The sequence below is a fragment of the Marinilabilia rubra genome, assembly GCF_003121985.1.
GTDB lineage: Bacteria > Bacteroidota > Bacteroidia > Bacteroidales > Marinilabiliaceae > Marinilabilia > Marinilabilia rubra.
The window spans coordinates 1-26666 of the sequence record NZ_QEWP01000033.1 but is presented as its reverse complement, the minus strand read 5'-3'; the positions used below and the strand labels follow the sequence as shown (position 1 = coordinate 26666).

Sequence of the window (26666 nt, the reverse complement as noted above, 5' to 3'; positions counted from 1 at the left end):
CCTCAGTTAACATATATTCTGATCAAAACAGAAAATTAAAATCAAATGTCAATCAAGGCACTCTTTTTTTTTAGCAATTTTGCAGTTAATAATAAATCAAAAAGTCAACCTATATTAGGACGGCTCACCAGGTCTCTGATTACTGACTACCAAACACTGACCACTGACCACTGACCACTCTCTACACCGCCCTCCCCACAGCTCCGGCACCATACCGTTGCCTCACATAGTCCAGTGCCCGGTAAAGCTCAACCTGACGAGGCGTATCCTCAAACAAATTCAATTGAGGGGCACCGCTCACTAAGTGTGATAGCTTAACCCCCACCAAACGGACCATCACACGGCGTGTATAGAGCCGGACTAACAACTCCTTGGCTATTGGTATCAGCACGTGATCAAAAGAGGTGTATGGCACCATTTTTTGCAATGTACGGGTATCAAAATCGCTGTATTTAATCTTTATGGTAATACACCCCGTCAATCGTTCTCCCGCTCGCAACTGGAAAGACAGCTTTTCGGTCATTTTCACTACCAGAGCAGTCAGCATCTTCATATCACCGGTATCCTGGTCAAAGGTGCGCTCACTACTTATGGATTTACGTTCTGTGTAAGGCTCCACCGGAGTAGGATCAATGCCATTGGCCCGGCGCCATATTTCTACGCCGTTTTTGCCCATGGCATGGCGCAACATCTCGGGAGGCATGCGTCCAAGTGTTTCAATCCGATCAATTCCCATAGAACGCAGGAGTTTGTATGTGGCAGGACCAATCATGGGGATTTTACGAATGGACAACGGCCATAAAAAGGGCTTTACCTCCCCCAAAAGCACTTCCTTTTCACCATTGGGCTTGGCTTCTCCGGTAGCGATCTTTGACACGGTTTTATTAACAGACAAGCCAAAAGAGATGGGCAATCCGGTTTCATGGATAATCCTATCCCTCAATTCATGACTCCACTTCAGACAACCGAAAAAACGATCCATCCCCGTAAGATCAAGATAATGCTCATCGATGGATGCTTTCTCGTAAAGAGGCGCCGAATCGCCAATAATTTCAGTTACTAAGCGCGAATAACGGCTGTATTCATCCATATCGCCCCGTACATAAAAAGCATGCGGGCAAAGTCGCCGGGCCAGCCTCATGGGCATAGCCGAATGCACTCCAAATTGCCGGGCTTCATAGCTGCATGCAGCCACCACGCCGCGATCACTCATCCCTCCCACAATCACCGGAACCCCTTTCAGCCGACTGTTCATCAACCGCTCTACCGAAACAAAAAAAGAATCGAGATCAAAATGCACAATATGCCTGTTATCAGTGTCCATGAACCTGTTTTGATTATTTATTAATCTTTATGTAGATTACAATTTAAACACGAAAAGCAAAAAATGAAAGAAAAAAGGAAGTTATTTTAGAGAAAAGGAAGGAGGCTGAGGCTGAGCTTGAGGCTACAGTTTAGGTTAAGACTGAGATTGAGGTTGAGGTTGAGATTGAGGTTTTAAAAACGCGGAGCGGTGACTGACCGGTAGAATTTAAGTTGGGCAAAAGTTAGCCCCCTCCGGGCATAGCCGTAATGAGCCCGGGGGATCAGACACCAGTAAAAACCGGTCTCTGAAGGAGGCCAACTATCATTTTAGTACAACATAAAACAGAGGAAAGATGACGTGACAAGCAAAAGCGGGAGGGCATCACCGGAATAAGTCGGGGCTTAGAAAAGACAATAAACATTTGATTTTACTCAATACACTGAGTAATTTTACTCAATAATTTGAGCAATTGCAATCAACAACGCCTTACTTTCTGCTCAAGGAAACAGCAGTTTCGAACAAACACTACTCACCCCTATAAAATGGGGTAGATTAGTCGAATCAGCAGTTGGAACTCACTTACTCAACCATGCAATGAGCAAAAAGATCCGATTGTTTTATTGCAACACTCCGTTAAACTTTTATAAAAGTCTAAAGTTTAAGCTCTTGCGAGTGAATGAGGTTTTGTCTTAAAGTTCAGGTTATCAGTGCTATATGATTTATCTTAAATCTTATATCTAAAAGTCTAACGATCTATTGTTATTGGAGAGAGCAAAACAATGAGGTTGATTTTATTATTGAATCATCAGGGAAAACAATTGGCATTGAAATAAAGAGTGAGCACAAAAGACCCTCCGGAGGAATGTCAGCTTTTGTAAAAAAATTCTCTCCTCATCAAACAATGCTGGTTGGTTATGAGGGTATTACAATCGAGGGATTTCTGAGTTTCAATCCTGAAGAGTTGTTTTGAGAAGACCAGACACATGTGTTTTCTATGGGAATACAAACTTGTTTGATTCAATACCGCTGGTACGGATTTGCAATCCGCACCGTTTAATAATGGATTTCTTTGTAGCCAAAGCGGCAGAGCCGAGCGGCAATCCACCACTGTGTAAGATTTTGCTCTTTCAAACAGGCTTACCGTTCAACTTCACTTCTTTGTTTGACAGGATTGCAAATCCTTCGTTAAAGAAACGCGGATTACAAATCCGCGTTAGCGGGAAATATCTGTTTCCATAAGCCCCTTCTCAAAACGAATTTTGCTAATAATAATTCATCTAAATGAGCCGGCTTTTCACTCACATTAACTATATTTACAAATAAAGCAACCAGCATTACCGTAATGCACATTACTGTAACACAAGTATCATCGTAAAATACCTGCTGAACTATGAAGTTTTATGATAGAATAAAAGAACTGGAACTGCTGCGCAAGACTGAGAAAAAATCACGATCTCACGCTCAAATGTCTATTGTTCTTGGAAGAAGAAGGATTGGCAAAACAACCTTATTAATTGAATCGGTGAAAAATCTTCCACATCTCTATTTCTTCATTTCCAAAAAAAACGAAGTTCTATTGTGCGAAGAATTTATAGAAGAAGTAAAAAGCAAGCTATCCGTCAATATTTACGGCACCTTCAAGTCGTTCCGGGATCTTTTTGGTTATTTACTGGATCTATCATCCTCTCGTCCTTTCACTTTAATAATTGATGAATTCCAGGAATTCATTTCAATTAACCCTTCTGTTTACAGCGAAATCCAGAATATCTGGGACAACAGTAAAAACAAAAGCAAAATAAATTTGATCTTTTGTGGATCGGTATATTCCATGATGAAGAAAATTTTTGAAGATGCCAAAGAACCCCTATTTGGCAGAGCCACGCAAAAATTATACATTAAACCATTCGATATTGAAACACAGAAAAGAATTCTTGCAGAACATAACCCTCAATACTCCCAAGATGATTTACTTGCCCTATACATGATAACCGGTGGAATCCCAAAATATCTTGAAGTTTTAATAGAAAATGAAGCTTTTAACTTCAACGATATGATTGATGTGGCTCTATCAGAAAATTCAGTTCTTATTGAGGAGGGAAAAAATGTTTTAATTGATGAATTTGGGAAAGACTATGGCAATTATTTTTCTATTCTGTCTCTTATAGCCTCATCCAAAACATCACGGCCGGAAATGGAATCAATTCTCGAAATTCAAACCGGAGGCTATCTGGACAGACTGGAAAATGATTTTGGCATCATTTCCAAAATAAAACCAATACTGGCTAAACCTAATAGCCGATCAGTAAAATACCAAATCAGCGACAATTTTCTGAACTTTTGGTTCAGGTTCATATACAAATACAAAAGTGCGATTGAAATCGACAACCTGGAATATGTAAAGAACATCATTAAAAGGGATTATAATGTCTATTCCGGAAAGGTATTGGAACGATATTTCATAGAAAAACTAAAAGCAGAAAGAAACTATTCAACGATTGGAAGCTATTGGGAAAAAGGAAATAAAAATGAAATTGATATTGTCGCGATCAATGAAGCAGAAAGAAAAATTTATTTTTACGAAATTAAAAGAAATCCTGCCAATATAAACATTAATGATCTGATTATTAAATCATCAGGACTCACTAAAAAACTTTCAGAATTCAAATCTGAATATAATGGACTCTCTCTTGAAGACATGTAATCAATGTATCAATAAATCATACTCCGTTTCAACATGTCCGTGATCCCGCACGTGCGGTACCGTGGTAAGATAAATAACTTTCACACCATGTCCCCACCGCATTTACACTCCTGTATTCGTATAGTCTTTGGACTTCGTCTTGTTTTGTAAACTCATCCTACAGGATATGCCTGATGCGGTTCGTATTCCTTGGGGCAGTGTTTTGCTTCCAGCTTCCTTAATCCCGAAGCATTCGGGAAGCTCGCGATGGACTCCTTTGCCTTCGGCTAATGGTTGGCGACTATAAACCCCACATCGTGGACTTGCACCACTTAGCTATTTACCATGCACGGCACACAAAAAAGGGGCAGCACCCGAAAGTACCGCCCCCCACAAAAACTATTACGGGAAATAATAGTCTATGTAGTTTTATTCTTAGTTGCTTACTGGTGTTAATACCAATGTCCAGGTATCTCCCCAAGCATCAGCCAATCCAGTTAGTGTAATAACCCCTGTTTCAGGATTAACACTTCCGGATCCGGAAATAGGAGACCCAAATGGCCCAACCGTATTCATGTAGGTAATATCTCCACAAACATCTTTCAACTCTCCGGGATAATCACCAGACAAACCATAAATGCTATACCAAAGAGTAAATAAACCTCCTGAAAAATCAGAAATTGTATAAACCCCATTTACACTTTGCTCTGTTAAAACAACAGTTGTTTCATAATCAGAAATTGGGTTAATATCAGAAGATGGCCCAGGATCTGTTGAAGCACCACTTGCTAAACAAACATATTCACCGGTCAAGTCCGACTCGCAAGCAAAAGTAGCATTAATAATAACATTAGAACGCGCCCTTACGCCTGACTTTGAAGTAACAATTACTTCAAGGGTAACGACATCACCCAGAGCTAATTCATCAAGGGTGGCATTTACTGCCTGAACAGCTTCGGAGGCAGTAACAGTAACAGTTGCCGGCAATGACTCATATGATCCAATAGAACCGGTTTCTCCATTATATGTAGCCTCTATCTCTACCTGACTCACCTCATCTTCCCCGGAAGCTTCAACTGTAAACTCCACATATGCATTATCCAAATCTTGCAAATCAAAAAAGGAAGATGAGATATCCGAAATAACAGGGACAATACCTGCACTCCTTAAACCAGCAGGATCTTCGTCTTCTTCATCACAGCCATTAAATGCAAAAGCTGCGACAAGTATAAATAATAACCAAAATATGTTTTTCATATCAAAACAATTTCAAATTCAACAAAGTAATTAACGGCTTCCACCAGCCCACCAAACATCTTCTGAATACACATATGATCCATCGCCATAGGCTTGACGGACATTCGCATTCGTAGTAACATCATCAGCTCCATAACTGAAACGGACAGGGAACTGCTGCGGATTGGCAGGATTCTGCAATGCAATAACATCATCGCCCATAGCTACCAACCGACGATAATCATTATAAGCCTCAACCGCTTCCTCTTCATAAAATGCAAGATACTTCTGAATCATAACTTCAGCAAGAGGATTACTATCAAATCTTGACTCAACCTCATTTGCAAAGTAATCTTCAGCATCAGCAGCAGTAAGACCAATATTAGGTTTTTGAAAAGCAGCAATAATCCCCTCTTCTAAAGCATCTTTTGCATCCTCCAACTCATCCAGTCGAACATACGCTTCAGCTTTCAAAAATTGAAGTTCATGATAACTCAACAAATAAGTTGGCGCTGTTTCAACAGAAATAGCTGATTTCGAATATTGATCCTGAACCTGGTCCGGAGTTCCGTTTGGTGCAAATACATCTCCTGTAAAGAATACATTATCTCTGGGATCGTTTCTATCTGCCAGTTTATCATGCATACTTTGACTTGCTCCAAAATAATTACGATCCTGCAAGAATTGGTAAAAGGGACTCGCATCAACATATTCATACTGACATTGTTCTGCCGCGCTTTCAAATGATGCATCGGCAAAGGAAATGACGTCGCCATATGCTGCATTTCTATTAGAGAGGCGCATTGTGTATCGTGCCTTCAGACCATTACCAAATTTTTTCCACAAATCAATATCACCTCCGTAGAAAAAGTCCTGGCTTCCAAGACCAGAAAAATTGGTTTCCTTATTCAGGTTTTCAAGTCCAGAATTAAGCATCCCGAATATTTCCTGGTAAAGACTTTCCTGACTATCCAATACAGGTGTAAAAATCCCTCCTGGCTGTAACGCCTCAGTCCAGGGTACATCTCCCCATAGATCAGTCAATACAGCCAAGTTATAGGCTGTCAAAATCTGGGCAATACCTAAAGTGTGATAATTTCCTTCTTCTGAACCTCCTTCAGAACACTTCTCAATAATCAGTTTTAGGTTATACAGGTTTTCGTAAATTGATCCCCATGAGTTATTATATGTAGTTGAACTTATTGGTTCACCACTCCTAATCTCAGCATTATAAGACTGATTGTAAATACCAACATTATGCTCTATATATACAGATGCATAAAAAGCGGGATCACTTCCTACAACCCTGAAAGCTGTACTGGTCATCACATCTGTAATAATCAGATGTGAACCAACATCAGTAGGGTCATTCACATTTTCATTTATATCATCCAAGGTGTCTTCACTACAAGCTCCTAAGAAAGAAAGTAGAGAGAAAACCAAAGCTATATTCAAATATTTCTTCATAATTTCACAGTTGTTTAATTACTCAATTAAAACGTAACATCAATTCCAAATCCGTAACTGGTTGTTTGAGGCAAAGAAAAGCGCTCAAATGAACCTCCCATGTTATTATTTCCCTGAGATGCCTCCGGGTCAAAATTTGGAAGAGCTGTCCAAAGCAGTATATTTCTGGCGAAAACTGAAACACCAAGATCTACACTACCAAAAACTTTGGTTGGATGCTTGTAACTCAAGGCCAACTCTCTCAACTTCACAAATGAATTTTCATGAATGTAATATTCATCAATATTGGAGAGTACATTTACATATAAATCCTGTATTGCATCCGGATCATTCACGCCTCCACGAACGATATCATTCTTCTCTCCATTTGGTTTATAACCATCATATATAAATGTAGATTCGCGATCTTCAGTTCGTGCAGACATTCCATATAAATCTAACAATCCATTAGAACCGGAATACATCTCACCGCCATTTTTCCATTCAAAAACAGCACTTAAAGAAACAGTTTTGTAACTAAAGGTATTGGTACCCCCAAGAATAAATTCCGGAGAAACCTCTCCTATAACTGCAGGCTCCCCCTGTTCAGGCATACCATGGTTCCATGCACCAGGGTTGTCAACCACTAATACTCGCCCCTGGTCATCTCTTTTAAATGAAGCTCCATAAATAACCGGATAAGTATTTCCTATACCAGCTCTGACCTGGGGGGTAACAAAACCACCAAGGAAAATACTCTCAACACCAGAAGCAAGCTCATCAACTACGTTATCAATTTTAGAATAGTTAACTGCAATATCCCATGTAAAATCACCTATTTTAATTGGTGTTGCATATAAAATTGCTTCATGAGTATTAGTATGAACAGCTCCTCCATTCATCACCAAACCTGCAGCTCCGGTTGAGGCAGCCAATGGGACCTGGAAAATCTGATCTTCAACGTCCTGACGAGAATAAGTGTAATCTATACCAAAGCGATTATTAAAAAACTTCAGATTAACTCCTACCTCATACGAAGTTGTATTCTGTGGCTTAAGGTTGGGATCATACTGAACATTATTAGAAATATACGAGTTAACCCCATCAATAGGATATTGAATAGGTTCACCGGTCCAAAAGCCACCACTGTAATCAGGTTTTGTAAAATAATTATTAATGTAGTCGCCTGCCTGTCCTACTTCAGCATACGACCCTCTTATTTTGGCATATGAAATCCAATCCAAAGCTTTAACCGGCTCAAGTTCTGAAGCAACAAAGCCTAAAGAAACTGAAGGATAAAAGAAAGATCTATTACCTCTGGGCATGGTTGAAACATAGTCATTTCGCCCGGTCGCATTTAAAAACAACATAGATTTCCAATCGTACGATAGACTACCGAAAAAACCGACTGTTCTTTCGCTCGACTGAGACTCATCTGCTGTTACTACATTAGCATTTTGAATATGAGACCAACCTCCGAAGTTAAAATCTTCTCCATGCTCTGAGTACGCTTTAATTTCCTCATGGTTTAATTCATTACCAAAAGTAGCAGAAATCGTAGAGTTATCAGACAATGACCAATTTAAGCTCGCCGTCAACAATGAATTGTAGGTAGCTGAAGTAACGCCATAGTTATCCATTACTCCGGCTCCTCCTTTTGATCCATATTCAAAAATATCCTGAAAATGGGTGGTATAACTATCAACCCCTAATTGATATTTCACATCAAGATCAAGACTTCCAGCTATGTTAGCTGAGTATTCTACGTAACCATTACCAAAAAAACGTTCTGTTTTCTCATTAAATGTATTGTTTTGAGCAACCCAATATGGGTTATCAAAAGTCATTGAGCGATAGTATATCTGAGAATAAGGATCGCCTGGCTCATGATAAGGATAACCTTCAAGATTGTAACTGGCCGGTGCAGAAAGAACTCCTGCAAGTGATGCATCATTAGCTCCCGAAAGTTTATCAATTTCCAACTTTACATAGTTGGAAGAAAATCCAACAGTGAAATTATCATTCAATTCCTTAACTCCGCTTCCTTTGAAGTTCCACCGATCCATCCCGGTGTTTAAGGCAATACCATCTTGTGTCGTATTGGTCAATGCTATTGCAAAACTACCAGTTTCAAAAGCCTGACTTACGTTAACACTATTGGTAGACTTATAACCGGTTTGATAGTAATCATCCCAATTTTCATAAACACGAGGTTCCTTCCAGGGATCTAAACCAGCTTGTGCCAATTGAGGAACATAAAACTTACCTTGCTGCATGCCATCTTCCTGGGTATAGGCATTATCTGTATTTCCTCCATATGTCGGACTATTAGGAAGCTCACTGATTTTTGGCCCCCAGGACAAAGAAGTATTGGGAACATAGCTACCATAGTTACCTTGTGCCCATGTTGATTGGTAATCAGGAGTCCTTGAAACGACATCAAAACTGGAATTGTGAGAGATGCGTACCACAGGTTTTCCAACCTTATTATTGGCACCACTCTTAGTGGTAATAATAACAACTCCGTTGGAGGCTCGGATTCCATACAAAGCAGCAGCAGCCTGCCCTTTCAACACATTAATTGATTCAATATCCGCAGGGTTAATATCTACTGCACGGTTAGAAATATCTGCTCCGGTAACACTATTTCCCGTATCATAATATGATGTAGATGCAATAGGCATTCCATCAACTACATACAGAGGTGTATTATTGCCGGTAAAGGATCTTGCTCCTCTGATAACAATTTGTGATGAAGCACCAGGCATACCACTGGATGGCTTTATATCCATACCAGCTAATTTACCTTGCATGGCTCCAGCCAAATCAGAATTACCCGTACGACCAATCTCTTCCGAATCAACATCCTGAACAGCATAACCTAATGCTTTTCTCTCTCTTTTGATTCCTAATGCAGTAACAATAACTTCATCAACCTGAAAAGCTTCATCTACCATTCCAACATTAATAGTAGACTGACCTTCATAAGGTATTTCCTGCGTTTCCATTCCAACAAATGAAAACACAATTGCGTCAGCATCCTGAGGCACGTTTAAAGAATATGTACCATCAGGCTGGGTAACGGTACCCACTGTAGTGCCTTTTACGAAAACGGATACACCGGGTATCGGCATACCATCTTCACTTCCCGTAACAGTTCCCGTAACGGCTTGTGCCTGGCCAAACAAATTACCAAGCCCAATAACCATTAGGAACGAAAGTGCTAAAAGTACTTTCTTCATAGATTAAAGGTTTAAAAATTAAAAATTAAAGAACAATTAAAAACAAGTTTACACATTTATTTAGTGATTATCAAGCTTTTTTAACATTTTTTGTCATCGGTAATCATTTTAACAAAAAAATATTTCGCTGATTTCTCCACTTCTAAAACTACATTTCAATGCAAATATAATTTTTTTTCTTACATCCATTATCCCAGTAAATACTTTTTCAGCTCCAACCCCCGTTTTTTATCGCACGAATTATATTTTTTTGAATTCCCTCTACCCAAAACCCCCTCTTTCCGGTCCACTTATTAATTATTCTTGTTTTTACTTACCACCACCCCCATTTTCCACCCCCTTTCATTTTCACACATAAGCCAGGAAACACGTTTTTTGCCATAGAGGATTCCCAGGAAAACAAACATGAAGCTTTGACTCTCATTGTCTGCCTCTTACAACCAACCACCCCTTCATGAGTAACAGCAACAGAATATCAAAGCAAAAATCAATCATTATCCCACTTACTAAGCCCATAATTTCGACTCCTCTATCCCACAATCCTTTTATTGATTTTTTTTCACATTCATGAACATCAGGACGGGAAGTCGAAACCTCAGTGTATGACGGGTTCCTGCCTTACATCAGTTGTTGTAATGTGTGGAAATTGTTTTTATCTTATCAGGTGAAAAAATAGTTAACTGATTCCGCGAGAGCAGACTTTCACAGCTTGGTTTGTTACCATGCACGGCACACCAAAAAAGGCCATCTCAAATTAATGAGATGGCCCCTTAGTTTCAAAGCTGACTTTATAGTCGGGCACTAATTACTAATATTCATCCTCCTCAAAACCGGTATACCTGGTACCGGAAATAATAACTATAGAATCCGGCTGTGCATAATAGCTAAACTCACCTGAATCCCAGACATAGGATTCATTTTCGGCATCATAAACGCTATTATAAACAATTTCCCCGGCAAAAAGCTTCAGGCGCAGATATATGCTATCCACCGGAGATCCTGATTTTGAAGTTCCTGCTCCCTCAAGAATTCTCCCTTCCAAAACAGTTCCTTTATTAAAATAGTAAGGAATAACATTAACATCGTCTTCGGCAGGAACATCTTCATCTGCCTCACCAGGAGCAACGCCCGGGACAGGATAACCACTCGCATTGAGCCCGGCACCTTCTTCAGAATTATCTACGGAGTGAAAGTTGGAATAATCACCTTCCAGTTGCGATTTGATCTTTATGCCACCAATATTTCCGGTTCTTTCGCCTTCAGAGTCTTCTTTCGCTGCAAAAACATTATTAACATCATAGATCCACAATTCATCCGAAACATCATTTGCTGAGTTGTAAGTCTGAATGGTATGATTACCGTATTCTTTCAGAATTTGCCCATTTTCGCCCATAGCCTTAAAATGCCATCTGCCGGAATATTCATAAGTTGCACTATCCCAAATTTCCAGTTCCTCCTCACAAGCTGTGAAACAAACTGAAAGGATTACAGATGATAATATAATAAATACATTCTTCATTGTTCAAAAAATTTAAGGGTTACTGCAATGTTAATTTCACGTCGAAACTAAAACCACTCTCCATTACCTGGGTGTATGAAATAGTATTCGTTGCCTCATCAAAGGTGATATTAACTCCTTCTACTGTTTCACGCCAACCAGACACATAGCCTAATTCAGTGGTTATAGTTCCATCTTCATTTATCACAAACACACCCGGAGCACCATAAGCAGGACCATAACCGGCATACTGCTCGTAATATCCGGCCAGCAGATCACTTACACTGTATATCCCGGTGGTAAGCTTAGTTATGACAACCTCCCCCCCGGCATCTCGTCCTACACGAATCCCGTCATATACGCCGGTTGGCAATTCAAATACATCGTAACCTTCAATATCGGCAACAGTAACATCCCTGTTGATATAAAAAGGCACTCCCTCAGCATTTAGCACTTCGTAGGTAATTTTATACGAGCCTGCGACATCAGGATTAACATCATTAAGCTTTCTATATTCAACATCTTTAATGGTATCACCATCGGCAGTATACCTCTCGGCATATATTCCTGCTTCGTTATACTCAGTTCCTTTTATTAGTACAACCGGGTTATCTCCCAATAATTCCATATGAGGAACCGGTGTTTCCCGGGAAATGCCTTCTGTTTCTTTTTCTTCACATGAGAAGAAAAGAGGCACCATAGCAAGTATTGTATAAAATATTTTTTTCATAAAGCGTTATCCTTTCTTTGTTATTTATCCGTTTTTTGATTCCACCAAACCTTCTCTAACAAGTCTGTTTTTTGTCCCGGTGCATTAACATTCCTGGTTAATACATCAGAAGGATAAATAGGCGAGGCAGGAAGTTGACCGTTGGTTTTAGCCCTTCCATTTACTGAAACCGTTAATTGTCCTACCGGAAAATTATTATTGGCATACTGTCTGTCGGCAGCAATATTAATGTCATTCACCGAAGGATACTTATTACGATTCCGCTCCAGAAATGCCTCAAGATGCTGATAATTGGCACTGGCTACCCAACGCTGCATGGCTATTTGCCTGATGCCTTCTTCTTTTTCCATATCGTGCCACATGGCATAACCGGGATTTACTTCCTCATTGTCGCTATTCTCTTCAAGAATTTCAGTATTACTAATACCATGCTGCTCTAAAGAAGACATCACACCAGCTTCGTAATAATCCCCGGCCATTTCATTTTCGCCGGCTCTAACATATACTTCAGCAATATTAAAGTTTACTTCCCATGCAGACATCAATATTAAATCCATGTCCCCGGCAAAATCAGCTTCACAATATGCTTCCTCTTCATCAATAGTGCCATCTGCATCAGAATCTTCTTTGGAGTCAAAATCCCCAAAAAATGCGCCTTCAAAGCCCCCTCCGGCAGGAGAGAAAACAGTATTCAAGCGAGGGTCAGCATTTTGCTGCAAATAGTCCACAAAAGTTTTACATCCGATAACGTTGGTAGACAGATTTGAGGCCCCTCCTGCTTCAAATTCTCTCATAGGATGCCGCTTGCCTTCCTGACCATCATCCCATGTCGATTCATCAATTTTTGCAGATTCACTGGTTAAAAACTCATTATTCTCAACAAAACTCAGCACTTCGGCATTGTTATACCCTTCAGTTTCGGATAAACGCAGCATTAATTTCAACTTTAATGAATTTGCAAACAACCTCCACTTACTGAGATCGCCGGAGAAAATAAAATCAAAATGTCCATCTAAAGAGGCATCTGTAAGATCCATTTCCAACAAAGTGTTAATCCGGCTAATCAGGTCTGCATAAATTTCCTTTTGAGCATCAAACTCAGGCGAATCAATGCCTTCACTTCCCCGCAAAGCCTCAAAATATGGAACATCACCCCATACATCTGTAACAATTTGCCAGGTAAATAGCGACAAAGCTTCTGCAACGAAATACTTCCCTCGTCCCTGATCGTTATCGGACATCATTTTTATCCTTTTAAGATCGTTAAGAACGCCTGCCGTTAATTCCTCGTAGGTATCCTCAAAACTGGTTTCCCGGTATTCACACAAAGCTTTAAACTGAGAAGCAGTATAATTTTGTGTCCAATATTGTACCCAGTAGGCACCGGCAAATCCAAAATCCCAGCCCATTAATTGATTACCAATACCAATCTGAGCTCCGGGTAGTAAAGCTTTTGAATCCGGTATGTCACTTAAAACGTTTGGATCTTTATTCACGTCCAGATAATCTTCGCAGCCAGCTGAAAAAATTAGCGTAATGACTGTGATGATTGTTAATATTTTGTTATTCATATCATTTCCATTTTTATTTATTACAAACTAAACGCAACGCCAAATGTATAGTACTCATTGGTTGGGTTAGCCCCAAACTCCCCGAACTTAGCTGCAACGTCATTTCCAAAGGTGGTTGTTTCAGGATCAATGTAGGGATTCTCAGCCGGAGTCCACAACAAGATGTTACTGGCGTTAAAGGAAAGGCTAACCGTATTCAATTTCAACTTGTCAGTAATTGACTTTGGCAGTTGATATGACAAACTAAGGTCACGCAGTTTCAGATAGGAACGGTCTATAATAGCAAAGTCCGGTCCCTGCATTCCCCCATCACTGTAAAAGGTATGAAGCGCAGTTGGATCTACAACAACATTATTTTCACTATATGTACCATCTCCATTATCAACTACTGAGTTGGGCACAATAAAAGGCCTCCGGTCATTTAATACACTTTCAGGCGAACTTCCGGTCCAGTGCATGTAATCCTTGGTATAAGAATAAATGTAGCCGCCATAACGCAAATCAAAAGTTGCAGACATAGTTACCCCTTTGTATGCAAAAGTGTTGGTCAATCCGGCCCTGAACTCTTCATTGATATCTTTCCCAAGAAACACTTCATCCGCCGTAGCCTGAGGCATGCCGCTTCCATCAACCACAATATGCTCTTCTCCATCCAGCTCTACTGTTCTGGCACTTTCAAATTTAAACTGCCCCAGCGGTTTGCCTTCAACAGCGAAAATGCCACCCGAGCCAAAACCTCCAAGATTAACTTCATCAACTTCAAGATTTTCAACCACATTGTCGTTAGTAGCAAAATTCACAGATACATTCCACTGAAAATCTTCTCCTCTCACAGGATAACCATCAAGAATGATTTCATAACCTTTATTCCTGACATCTCCGAGATTGGACCTTTGTTCGGTATAACCGGTTGTGGGATCCTTAGGTAAAGTGGCAATCAAGCCATCGGTAAAACGGTTATAGTATGAAAAATCCACACCAATCCGGTTGTTTAGAAAACGTCCCTCAAACCCAAGTTCAAATTCGGTAGTAAGCTCCGGCTTAAGATCAGAATTCCCCAAACGATTAGAAACCATGTAAGAGTTGGTTCCACCCAGAGGAAAGGTAAGATCATCAACTTCTGGAAAATTAGGATTGGCAGAGAATGCTGAGACATATCTGTCATAAACGAAATAAGGTTCAGTGTCACTACCAGTCATACCATAAGCAGCCCTTATCTTTGCAAAACTCAAAACTGACGAGGAAATTCCCTTCTCCTTTAAGAAATCCGTAATCAGAAAACTGGTGGTAACGCCGGGGTAGAAATAGGAATTATTATCCAATGGCAATGTGGATGACCAGTCATTTCGCGCTGTAAGCGTTAAATAAAGATAGTTCTTAAAACTCAGATCCGCATTTCCATAAACGCCTACCAAACGTCTTTTCTCAGACTCCTGGTCTGATATGGAAGGCGATAAACTGTTAAACAACCGATAAACACCGGGTACATCAATGGAATTGACGGATCCACTCAACCAATTATACTTTCGTTCATTGATGTTCAATCCGGAAATGAAGTTTAATGAAATATTATCAGAAAAATCATGGTTGAAATTAACCATAAAGTCATGGTTCATTTGCACTCTGGTTCTTCTTATCTCTTCATAATTTCCAGGATTGGCTGTACTTGAATTGGCATTGGGAGCTCCCTCGCTAAATTCTATTATGGCCTTGTGAGATTCGGACCGCGCTACCTCAAGATCTCCCCCAAAACGGTATGTCAGCCTTAATTTTTCAAGCAAATCGAAATCCAATTGAAATTTTCCGAAGATTTTGTTTTTACTCTGAGTCGCACCATCCTGATTCAAAACATAATAAGGATTAACCCCATAGGGTGTAAAATAATTGTCCAGATAATAGAATTTCCCCCTGTAATTCTCCATATCAACAATGGATACATCATTAGGAATTTCATAAAGAGATCTAAACACAGATGTGCCCTGACCCGAGGGAACTGATGACGTTTCTTCAGTACTAAAATTAACCGAAGAACTGAATTTTAATTTACCGGCTTTATGAGAACCATTGGTAGCAATGGTATACCTGTCGTAAGAATCGGCATCAGTAGGAATCACCCCATCAACAGCGTTTTGAGACAATGAAAGAAAATAGGTAGTATTTGCATTACCACCACTTAAGGAAAGTGAATTCTTAATATTCTCGCCATAATCAAAAAAGTCTCTGACGCGGTCTTCCAAAAAAGCATACGGTTTAATCAGCTGATGGTTATCAACTTCATTGCCCCATACACGGTCTCTCCCATCATAAGGAGCCCCCCAGTTCCCATTTTCATCGAGAGCGCGATCGCCACTCCATCCCTGGCCAAACTGACGCTGAACCTCAGGAAGTCTTCCAACTTTTGATAAGGTATAACCGCCATCATAATTTATTTGAATTTTTCCATCCGTGTCACTTCCCGATTTGGTAGTAATCATGATAACCCCATTAGCAGCTCTCGACCCGTAAAGGGCTGTTGCGGCAGCTCCCTTAAGCACGGTTAGCTCTTCAATATCATTGGGATTTAGCGCATTAATACCGGAACCAAAGTCAACCTGCGAATTCAAATCATCTCCTGACCGGTTCTGTTCATTGGTAATAGGAACACCATCAACGATATATAAAGGCTGATTACTTCCAAAAGAAGAAGCCCCACGAATAATCACATTTTGTGTTGCTCCGGGGCCTGGAGCCGTGGAAATATCTACTCCGGCCACCTTACCCTGAAGGGCATTCATGGGATTAACAGCCTTGGATTTAGCAATATCTTCCCCATCAACAGAAGTGGTTGCATACCCAACAGCTTTCTTTTCCCGTGATATACCTAAAGCAGTAACCACAACTTCATCCATCGCAATAGATTCACTCACTAAAGCGACATTAATGGTGGACTGACTTTCATAGGAAATTTCCTGAGTTTGCATTCCCACAAAAGAAAAAACAATTGTTTCTCCTTCTTCGGGTACACTTAACGTGAATGTACCATCCGGTTGGGTAACTGTTCCCACAGTTGTCCCTTTTACAAAGACGGAAACACCAGGTATAGGAATACCGTCCTCATTTCCCGTAACAGTTCCTGTAACAGTTTGTGCTTGTGCCATAATGGATCCAAGCCCAATAACCATAAGGAACGAAAGTGCAAAAAGTACTTTCTTCATAGATTAATGGTTTAAAAATTAATAATTATGGACATTGAGAAACAAGTTTAATTTATAGGTATATTTTTTATTTTAACCTTTCATTTAATTAAACCAATTCCCTTTTAATATAGATTCAATAATTCATTAAAGCTGATTCTAATAATGGGAGGCAAAAATTAAAGGAGAAAAATCTTTCTAAACACTTAACGAAAGCCATCCCCTCGTTAGGGAATGGCTTTATTCTATTCTATAATTTTAAACCCGGAATAATCTAAGAATTTCATTTTTCAACTATTCCATTCTAAAGACAGAAACAAATCAAAAAACCCCTATTCACAGGCAAGTTTTTTTTTTGAATTTTTTTTTCTATTATTCACTTTACATAAACATAAATTCATAGAATAAATGAGACTTATTTTGAAGAAACTGGAATGGCAACAAGAAAAATTTGAAGATTTTAAAAGCAAAAAGAATGCATTGCATTCTACCTCAGTACCTTATACAAAAAACCGTTTAGGCCTGGGAAAAGGAAAAAAATCTTAATAGATAGACAACGGTTAATTGACTGGCAGTTATCGCAGGAAATTCAAAATATTAATAATCATAAAGTAAACAAGAACCTGCTTTCTCTCATAAAATCTGTGCAAGCATGGAGAAAAATAACCTTTTTGAAACAGTTTTAGCTGGAATCTTCAGAAGGACAATAATCCCCTTAATTATAGTCCAAAGAAAAGGTAAAAGAAAAATTCGGGAGGTGGTGGAATTACTAAATCGAGATTCTTAAAAAAAAATCACTTGCCACATTTATATAAAGATCTCAAATAGAGTAAGTCATTTTGAGTAGAAATTAGGTTTATAATAATCAAGTAGGAAGATAGGGATTATTTCCTATTTGTCCTCTCACTACTCAAGAAACATCGCCACGCGGTTCCGCACACGGGAGTTCCTTTGCTCATCCTCGTCTTTAGCAAATATCCTGAAAAGGTAAGATAATCCGCCATTGCCAGATGTTCATTGGTTATGTTTCTCGGAAAAATAAAACTATAAGACAAAAAAAAGCCCCGAAGAAAATCCGAGGCTTTTGTAATCAAAACTTATTTTGCATTACTATTCTGCAAATACAAGTTGCAATCTCATTATTCTACTCTCAAAAATCGGTAACTGGTTCAGGAGTAGGCGCAGCTGGATTGTTGTCACCCTCTGCTAATCCTGGATTAGCTTGAATTTCAGCTTCTGGAATTCTCCATAGTAATAAAGGATCATTAGCAGGAATATCAAAAACCATGGTAGCATTAGGAAAACCAGCTCCTCTTCTATCAACACCTGTTTCCAAGCGCATAATATCAAACCAGTTTAAACCTTCTCCCCATAGTTCGATTCTTCTATGACGAAACACCTCTTCCTGGAAATCAGCAGCACTGTAAACATAATCCGGGTCTCTATAAGTCTGAACAAAACTCTCTAAAGTGCTAACTCCATCTCCGCCACTCATTCCCTCAGCTTCTGCTTTAATCAAATACATTTCTTCAATTCTCATCAGAGGAATATCATTGGCATTCGTTGTAGTTTGAAGAACGTTATTATATGGAGCAAATTTAACCTGAGTATATTCACGATAAGTCCCTTCCATAAACTCTTGCTCTGCATCATTAAGATTATCCGACTGCAAATCAGCATCTATCCACCAACCTTTGCGAACATCCGATTCAGAAATAGATGCAAACAAGGATTTATTTATCTGTCTTCCTTTAGAATAGTTTGCATACCCCCAATTCAAAGATCCCATATGAGAAATCCAGTTAACAATACCAGAGGTAACAACGGCATCGGTTTCAGAGACAATAATCCCCCACATCCAATTTGATTCATTAACCGTCCAAAATGCTGGTTTACTAACATCCTCAATGCTTGCAGGAGTGGCCTGAGAAGCTTCGATTGCACTGGTGGCATCAGAGGCAGCCTCAGTCCAATTTTGCATTGTTAGGTTAACTCTTGCGCGAATTCCATAGGCAACAGCAAGATTAACATACCGCTTATCATCTCTCATAACACCCTCTTGTTCTGCATCCTTAAGCAGCTGAATAGCAAGATTTACATCAGCTAAGATTAAATCATATACTTCCTTTACCGAGGATCGTGGAATACCATCAATAGCTGCGGCATTTGCATTTTCTTCAGTTATAATGGGTACACATGGAGCATCCTGATTACCAACATAGGTAAACTGATACAATTGTGCCAGAACCCAATAACTAAAAGCTCTGGTAGCTAAACCCTGAGCGAGATAGAACTTGGAGGTAGGATCTTCTGTATCTTCCGGAATAGCAGCAGCAACATTATTTGTAGCGCGAATAATGGAATACATATCGTTCCACAAAATCTGGCTTTCATTAGAATCATAGTCCCTATCAGTAAACTCCAAATTATTACCATTCCAGTTATATCCATTATTGTCGCTCACAACGTCATAACCATTGTGGTCAGTAAACAACATAACAGAGGGATACCCAAAATCATTATGTCTAGATGCATTTAATGCATCCTCATTAGGCATGTATTGACTAAACTGGGAAAACACAGCATTCACACTTGCCTTAGCCTTTGACGGATCTTTTGATACAATATCTTCTTTTTGCTCGGAAGTGACAATATCCCCGTCAGGAGCTGTATCCAAAGCATCCTCACACGATACGATTCCAAGTAAAGCAGAAATAAAAAATCCTATTAAATATCTTTTCTTCATAATCATCTCAATTAAATTTTTAAAAGACCAAATTTATACCTCCAGAAATCGTACGAATCGGTGTATAACGCGCAGTAGAAGCTGCGGTATAACTTTGTCTGGGATCAAGCCCTTTTCGACTTGTAAATAAGGCAACATTCTCAGCACTCAAATAAATCCTTAGCCTCTGAATATCAATCCCTTGGAACAAATTAGCGGGCAAAGTATATCCTAAGGTAATATTGTTAATGCTGAAATAATCAGAGCTTGTCAAGAACCTTGTAGAGGTAGAGTTTGCGTATCGATCATTTGCATTTAACCTTGGTACATCGGTATTGGTATTCTCAGGTGTCCAAGCATTAAAAATATCTTCATGCCAGTTATTTCCGGCAAAGCTTGAATTTCCACCATGCATCAGTCGTCGGTAACCAGAATCATAGATTTTGCCTCCCAATTGATAGGACGTTTGAACTGATGCATCAAACCCATAAAATTCCAAGCTTGTACCGATTCCTCCATAGACAGTAGGAAGCAGGTCATCAGAGGCAACTTTATGTTCAAGCGCAACAGTGTAATCACTGGTCTTAATGCGTGCACCATCCTCATCTTCTGCCCAATACAATGCCATACCATCTTCTGGATCAACACCTGCATATTCTACAAGATACATACGATACATTGACTCACCTTCTTCATAAATTCTGGTTCCATCAATAAGTTCTCCCTCAAGGTCAGGGTGCAATTCATTAATTTTATTATTAATAAATGTTGCATTGGCATTTACATTCCAGCTCAAATTGCCGGTGTTAACAATATTATAGCCTAAATCGATCTCCAACCCTGAATTGGTCATTGAACCAATATTCATTGGTATAGAGGTATAGCCATTACTACCAGCCACGGGCTTAAAATAAAGCATGTCGGATGATTTCCTTCCAAAGTACTCAACAGATCCGGTCACCCGATTGCTAAGTAAAGCAAAATCCAAGCCAACATTGTAAGAAGTAGAAGTCTCCCAGGTAAGATCTGGATTTCCTTTGAAGACTAAGCTACCATCAGAAAAAACACCATCAGCACCTGTAACTTCATATTGGTCTAAATATGGATAATAGTTATCGGTACCATTTAGCTCTATGTCATCATTTCCCTGCTCACCATATGAAGCCTTCAATTTCAACATATCAACCCAAGGTAGAGATGCCATAAAGTTTTCTTTGCTAATCATCCAGGCAACACTGGCTGACCAAAAGTCACCCCATCTGTTTTCAGGACTAAATCTAGATGAAGCATCACGACGATATGCAATATTACCAAAGTAGGTATCTGCATACGAATAATTCACACGTCCAAAGTAACCTTGTGTAGAATATTCATCTCTGGCACCACCTCCACGCAAGTTATCAATAGAATTACTTACATAATAGCTCTCTGGGTTATACAAGTTCTGTCCACTCGCAAAAATGAAACCATCCTGAAATTCATATCCGTCATATCCAACAGTTATATCCATTTGATTCAATGATCCGAAAGCAAATTGATAATTACCGATATATTGCTGGTTAAAACCTACCATTTTATCTTGTTGCTGATATGCGGTACCACCATATGCAGCACTTTGCCCCATATATGCATTACCTAAATCACCGTAGCGCGTATTATCAACGTTGAACCCATATCTTGCTGTCAACTTCATTCCCTGAATTGGGGTTAGTTCTGCAAACCATGAAGTATTAATAATATCCATTTTATAATCGGTATTATTATACGTCAAATCTCCAGCAGGGTTAGCAATAGACATAAATGAACGGTCAAAATTCGTACTTACACCATCACCATAATCATAAATTTTACGGCCATTGTTTAAAAGAATTTCTTCTGTTTCACCATCTCTAACATATAACGGATAAACAGGGGCAATATAGTTAGCAATAAAAAAGGCATTACCACTAGAACTGGTATTAACCTGCTCTCCCGGATAATCACTGGTGATATTATTGTAATTAAAGTTCGCTCCAACATTAAGCCAGTCAGTTATCTCATAATCTCCTTTCAATCTACCGGAAAAACGTTCAAAGCCAGATCCAGAAATAACACCTTGGTCATTCAGATAACCAAATGACATGTAATATGATTGTTTCTCATTTCCTCCAGAAATGGAAACATTGTATTCTTGTCGCGGGTTATTTTGAAAAGTTTCGTCAGCCCAATCATCCGGCACATAATAATAATCACCATCATTGTACCCCAACTGAGCATTGGGATTTAACTGACCATCCATCCCAACAAGCTGCTCGCCGTCTGGCACAGTATAAATTCGATATCCTAAACCACCCTCTGAATCAGTTGGCAAAGTAGAATTGGCATAAGCATTAGCGTCTGCAGGAGTATATTCCAAATTATAAATCCCAGCGTTATAAATAGCTTGATAAGCTGTTTCCATATAATTTCGAGGACTTGATAAAACATCATAGTTCTCAACAGCTCGGGAATTAACACCAAACTTCATATCGAATTTTACACTTGGCTTACCAGCCTTTCCTTTCTTGGTAGTAATCATGATAATACCGTTAGCTCCACGAGCACCATAAAGAGCTGTAGAGGCGGCATCTTTCAAAACAGTCATTGATTCAATATCCGCAGTATTGATTGAAGAAAGATCTCCATCAAAAGGAACCCCATCTACAACGTATAATGGGCTCGTTCCTGCATTAATTGATCCAACACCTCTTACTCTGACAGATGCTTCTTCTCCGGGCTGTCCATTATCATTCAATACCTGTACACCAGCGACAGCACCTGACATTGCATTGGTAACATTTGAGACCTGTCTTTTCTCAATACTCTCAGAGTCAATCTCTGCTGCAGAACCTGTAAATGACCCTTTAGTAGATGTTCCATAAGCAACTACAATAACTTCATCCATAGCAATTGCTTCACTCACTAAAGCCACATCAACAGTTGACTGGCCTTCAAAAATAACTTCCTGTGTTTGCATACCCACAAACGAAAAAACGATTGCTTCTGCATTTTCCGGCACATTTAAGGAGTATGTACCATCTGGTTTGGTTACTGTACCCACAGTAGTCCCTTTGACGAAAACGGAAACACCGGGTATTGGCATACCGTCTTCACTTCCCGTAACAGTTCCTGTAACAGTCTGGGCCTGCGCTAAAACAGAACCAAGCCCAAACACGACCAAGAACGAAAGTGCTAAAAGTACTTTCTTCATAGATAACTAGGTTTAAAATTAAAAAATAGAACAACGTATTTAACACATCTAAGTTAATAAATGTTTTAAATATTAAAAATTACAAATCAGTGATTTTTTAAACGACAAACAACCATAATTCAAGTTTTATGATATATATCATCCAACTATTGATATTCCGTTAGGGGCGGAGGTGGTTTTTCGAATATTTTGTCACAAATATATAACTTTTCGCTTTCAAAGAATAACCTGCAAATATTTTTTTTGATTTTTATCACTTTCCAACCCCCTAAATGATCAAAACAATCCTCTAAAAACCAGACTTTTCAAAAGACACCCCTAAAAGCAATACCCCTCTAAAAAAAAGTACATATTTTTCACAAAACACTCCCCTTTACAAACCCATTATGGGTAACAGCAATTATATTTTTTTTGAAAACACTCCATTAAAAACAAGGAGGGATCAATTTTGTTGAAATTCCTAATTGTAATAGATCGTTAGATTTTTAGATACCTGCCTGACGGCAGTCAGGTAAGATGTAAGATAAATCTTTTAACACCGAAAACCTGCGCATTGCCCCAAATCAAAATATACCTTCAAACAATTAATAACGAACACATTGTAAAAGTTTATATTGAGCCATTTTTAACAAACCTCCACCAATCACAAAAACCGGACTTAACCACTGACCTACACCCACTTAACAGGCAGACGACACTTAAGAAAAAACCTTTTTAGGGGCCTTCTTAAGAGCTTCTTCGGGTCTTCTTCGGCCTTTGTTCGGCATTTCTACGACCCTATAGGAGTCGAAGAAAGGTCGAAGAACAGTCGAACAAAGGCCAAACAATGAAAAAATAAAACAGGATAACATATCCTGAGTTAAGAAAACGCAAATTACAGTTTCGCGTTAGCAGGGGCAAGAATCAATCAATGAGCAATGATCGATGATCAATAATCAATTAACAGATGGCCGAAAACAATATCTCCTCAATTGGGTAATTATTCGGAACTGCTTCGGAGATGGTTCGGACCAACTCCGGGACTGCTTCGGGGCAGATTCGGTGTTTCTTCGGTTGTTCTTCGGTTATCCTTCGCTTATAAGGGAACGAAGCCTGAACGAACAACAACCGAAGCGCAACCGAAGCTGCTACGAAACAGGACCGAAGCAATTCCGAAGGTGGGACGAATGGCAACCGAAGAGAAACCGAACAATTAACATTCAGAGAGCTCAACACAGACGAGTGGGAAACACCCTCTCGTTGCAAACGAGAGGGTGGGGTATGTATACGACCCACCTCAGGGTCCTTTGCTTTCTTTCGCCCATCCAGGGCTCCAATTATCGTTGATCCTGATCCCCGGGGCTTCACACCGGGCTTTTTGATTTCGGGCCGTTGGCCCTGTTACTGACCACTGAACACTGAACACTGACCACTGCCCACAGCCATTTACATCCCATCCCTAACGGGACTCTACTCTTATGTAAAACCAAATCTTCTACCGACATTTCAGCCCTAACGGGCCTTAAACGTTAATTCTCCAATTGCCCCAGGCTCCATGCCCCATACTCTTTGCCCTATACTCTACGCAAATCTCTCATCTCTAACATCCAGCCTCCAGCATCTAAAACATCCAACTGAGAACTGAATACTGACAGCTGAATACCAAAATCAATTTCTGAATTAATAAAAACGAATCACTCAACATCTTCATTCCCCAATAATGAGATTGTCAGCCTCCGAAAAAATCATTATTTTTGAAAGAAAAGTAAGAAAATGAATAGGATCGAAATAAGGCAAAATTTCCACAATCTGATTGACAGTATTGAAAATGAAAATATCCTTTTTAGCTTTTATGAGCTTTTAAAAAGCAGAAGCCAATCAGAACAAGGATCGTTATGGAATAAATTAACTTTCCAGGAGCAGGAAGATTTAATAAAACTCGCTGATGCCGCAAATGACCCTTCCAACTTAATTGACCACAATGAGATTAAAAAGAAACACACGAAATGGCTCTAAACCTATATTGGTCAAAGAAGGCTGACCGGAAGTTTGATGTAATCATCAATTACTTGTTAGATGAGTGGGGAAAGCAAGCAACAAAAACTTTTGTCCAAAAAGTATATGAATTTCTGGATTTAGTTGTTGAATTTCCAGAGATTGGTACAATGGAAAACGCGGAAAAACAAATACGTGGTTTCACCATTGTCAAACAAGTAAATGTATTTTACACAGTGACCGAAAAAGGGATAATTCTACTTGACTTTTTTGATAATCGTCAACACCCCAAAAGAAAAAGATTTTAGTTCACTGATTTTTCCGCTAAAATTCCTGTTTTTCTCCCATACCCTTTTCTTCAGAAATTGTCCCCATAAGTATACCCCAAAAGCATTTCATATTACACATAGCCAAGACATCTATTTTTTATAGTTAACAGATTCTTCGACAAGCTCAAAATAACTCAGATTTGGCCAGGCTTTTTCTTCTTTGCTATGTGGCCCCGGCACCATGCACCTTTGCTTTCTTTCGCCCATCCAGGGCTCCAATTATCGTTGATCCTGATCCCCGGGGCTTCACCCAGGGCTGATGCTTTCGGGCTGTTGGCCCTGATCATTGATCATTGATAACTGGTTATTGATCACTGAAAACCGACAATCACCAGGAAATCTCCTCTCCCACCTTCTCAAACAACATTTCCACAGCTTTCTCAGCTTCCTGTTTGGAAGTATCAATCCGGTAAAACGGGGAAATCGGGGCCTCAAAAGGAGATGAGATCCCCGTGAAATTGGGTATCTTACCCTGTCTTGCTTTGGCATAAAGACCTTTTACATCGCGTTCCTCACAGATTTCGATGGGGGTATTAACATGAATCTCCAGAAAATCTTCCTCTCCTATAATTTCCCGGGCCATATCACGAATTTCATTGGTAGGACTGATAAAAGCACAAAGAGTAATTACTCCGCTGTTGAGGTATAGTTTGCAGACTTCCGCTATGCGACGGATATTCTCACGGCGGTCATCTTCGGTAAAGGTGAGATTATTATTTATTCCCGAACGAATATTATCACCATCCAATACCTGACAAAAATGACCTTTCTTAAACAGAAGCCTTTCCAATCCACTGGCAAGAGTAGTCTTGCCTGAACCGGAGAGCCCCGTAAACCAAATCACTTTAGAGCGCTGATTCAGAAATTCCTCTTTCTTCCTCCGGTCATAGATCTTGTCAAAGGTGGTATGGATGTTTGTTGTCATGCTTTTTATTTACAAAAATATAGAGTTCTGTAAGAAATGAGAAACACCAGTGTGATTTTTTTGAAGCGGCTGCATTTTTCACCGCAGAGACCTCAGAGGTGCGCGGAGGTTTGTGGTTTTAGTTCCTTAACCAGCACTGCCGGCTTATTTTTTTTACCGAAGAGGACGTGGAGGAATCCCTCCCCTCCCTGCCTGCCCTTTCAGAGCGCTACAACAATATAACTCACACACCCGGGACGTTGCCCCGGGCTAGTCTAAACCGGGCCTTCAGCCCGTATATACCATGCTCCCTGCTCTTCTAACCTCTAACTTCTAACCTCCAGTCTCTAACCTCAAGCCTCTAACCATCAATAATCTGATTACTGACCACTGACTATTGAATCTCATCCCTACGGGACTTTCCTTACTATTTACAATTAATTTTTCTACCGATAATTCAGCCCTAACGGAACTTATTTTACTGACCACCGACCACTTGTTCCGTCCTGAAATAGGTTGACCGCTTTTGAACATTTTCACTAAACATTCAAAAGACGGTTATTATGAAAAAGAAACGTTCACAATTTCAATTTAGATCAAGTCGTTATTTTAGTGAGGACTTC

At 39.6% G+C, this 26666-nt stretch carries 16 protein-coding genes; 4 read left to right on the top strand and 12 right to left on the bottom strand.

Going from position 1 to position 26666, the window contains the following annotated elements:
• Nucleotides 1–181 precede the first annotated feature (181 nt).
• Nucleotides 182–1324, bottom strand: a complete 1143-nt coding sequence (gene dinB / locus DDZ16_RS20135; protein WP_109266285.1) for a DNA polymerase IV — start codon at nt 1322–1324, stop codon at nt 182–184.
• Between the two features lie 703 nt (nt 1325–2027).
• On the opposite strand from dinB, the gene DDZ16_RS21170 reads away from it, so the two are divergent.
• Complete coding sequence (locus tag DDZ16_RS21170) at nt 2028–2276, top strand: hypothetical protein (protein WP_394340332.1); 249 nt, start codon at nt 2028–2030, stop codon at nt 2274–2276.
• 420 nt (nt 2277–2696) lie between these two features.
• Nucleotides 2697–4007, top strand: a complete 1311-nt coding sequence (locus DDZ16_RS20130) for an ATP-binding protein (protein WP_109266284.1) — start codon at nt 2697–2699, stop codon at nt 4005–4007.
• 414 nt (nt 4008–4421) lie between these two features.
• Here the strand turns inward: DDZ16_RS20130 and DDZ16_RS20125 are convergent, their stop codons facing one another.
• The 10 genes from DDZ16_RS20125 to DDZ16_RS20810 all read right to left on the bottom strand — a co-directional run bounded on the left by DDZ16_RS20125 (nt 4422) and on the right by DDZ16_RS20810 (nt 24183).
• Nucleotides 4422–5243 carry a hypothetical protein gene (locus DDZ16_RS20125; RefSeq protein ID WP_109266283.1) on the bottom strand — a complete coding sequence of 274 codons (822 nt, stop codon included), beginning with the start codon at nt 5241–5243 and terminating at the stop codon, nt 4422–4424.
• Between the two features lie 30 nt (nt 5244–5273).
• A complete protein-coding gene (locus DDZ16_RS20120) occupies nt 5274–6689 on the bottom strand; it encodes a SusD/RagB family nutrient-binding outer membrane lipoprotein (RefSeq protein ID WP_109266282.1) in 1416 nt (471 codons plus the stop codon).
• A 26-nt stretch (nt 6690–6715) separates the two neighbouring features.
• Entirely contained in the window at nt 6716–9910 is a 3195-nt protein-coding gene (locus DDZ16_RS20115) for a SusC/RagA family TonB-linked outer membrane protein (protein ID WP_109266281.1), read from the bottom strand.
• An 808-nt stretch (nt 9911–10718) separates the two neighbouring features.
• Nucleotides 10719–11429, bottom strand: coding sequence for a lipid-binding protein (locus tag DDZ16_RS20110; RefSeq protein ID WP_109266280.1), 711 nt, complete (start codon nt 11427–11429; stop codon nt 10719–10721).
• A gap of 19 nt (nt 11430–11448) precedes the next feature.
• The gene (locus tag DDZ16_RS20105) at nt 11449–12138 is read right to left on the bottom strand and encodes a BT_2262 family domain-containing protein (RefSeq protein ID WP_109266279.1); all 690 of its coding nucleotides are present in this window, start codon (nt 12136–12138) and stop codon (nt 11449–11451) included.
• 20 nt (nt 12139–12158) lie between these two features.
• On the bottom strand, nt 12159–13709 hold the full coding sequence (locus DDZ16_RS20100; protein ID WP_109266278.1) for a SusD/RagB family nutrient-binding outer membrane lipoprotein: 1551 nt from the start codon (nt 13707–13709) through the stop codon (nt 12159–12161).
• Between the two features lie 20 nt (nt 13710–13729).
• Nucleotides 13730–16903, bottom strand: coding sequence for a SusC/RagA family TonB-linked outer membrane protein (locus DDZ16_RS20095; protein WP_109266277.1), 3174 nt, complete (start codon nt 16901–16903; stop codon nt 13730–13732).
• Between the two features lie 1129 nt (nt 16904–18032).
• On the bottom strand, nt 18033–19628 hold the full coding sequence (locus DDZ16_RS20090) for a RagB/SusD family nutrient uptake outer membrane protein (protein WP_109266286.1): 1596 nt from the start codon (nt 19626–19628) through the stop codon (nt 18033–18035).
• A 19-nt stretch (nt 19629–19647) separates the two neighbouring features.
• Nucleotides 19648–22836 carry a SusC/RagA family TonB-linked outer membrane protein gene (locus tag DDZ16_RS20085; protein WP_109266276.1) on the bottom strand — a complete coding sequence of 1063 codons (3189 nt, stop codon included), beginning with the start codon at nt 22834–22836 and terminating at the stop codon, nt 19648–19650.
• Between the two features lie 939 nt (nt 22837–23775).
• Nucleotides 23776–24183 (bottom strand): hypothetical protein, encoded by a 408-nt coding sequence (locus DDZ16_RS20810; RefSeq protein ID WP_158275722.1) that lies wholly within the window; start codon nt 24181–24183, stop codon nt 23776–23778.
• A 405-nt stretch (nt 24184–24588) separates the two neighbouring features.
• On the opposite strand from DDZ16_RS20810, the gene DDZ16_RS20080 reads away from it, so the two are divergent.
• Both DDZ16_RS20080 and DDZ16_RS20075 read left to right on the top strand, forming a co-directional pair.
• Nucleotides 24589–24831: a hypothetical protein gene (locus tag DDZ16_RS20080; RefSeq protein ID WP_109266275.1), complete on the top strand. Its 243-nt coding sequence runs from the start codon at nt 24589–24591 to the stop codon at nt 24829–24831.
• Nucleotides 24822–25118: a type II toxin-antitoxin system RelE/ParE family toxin gene (locus DDZ16_RS20075; protein ID WP_109266274.1), complete on the top strand. Its 297-nt coding sequence runs from the start codon at nt 24822–24824 to the stop codon at nt 25116–25118. Before DDZ16_RS20080 ends, DDZ16_RS20075 begins: the two co-directional genes overlap by 10 nt.
• A gap of 349 nt (nt 25119–25467) precedes the next feature.
• Here DDZ16_RS20075 and cysC read toward each other — a convergent pair whose 3' ends face one another.
• The gene (gene cysC, locus DDZ16_RS20070) at nt 25468–26064 is read right to left on the bottom strand and encodes an adenylyl-sulfate kinase (RefSeq protein WP_109266273.1); all 597 of its coding nucleotides are present in this window, start codon (nt 26062–26064) and stop codon (nt 25468–25470) included.
• Between the last annotated feature and the right edge of the window lie 602 nt (nt 26065–26666).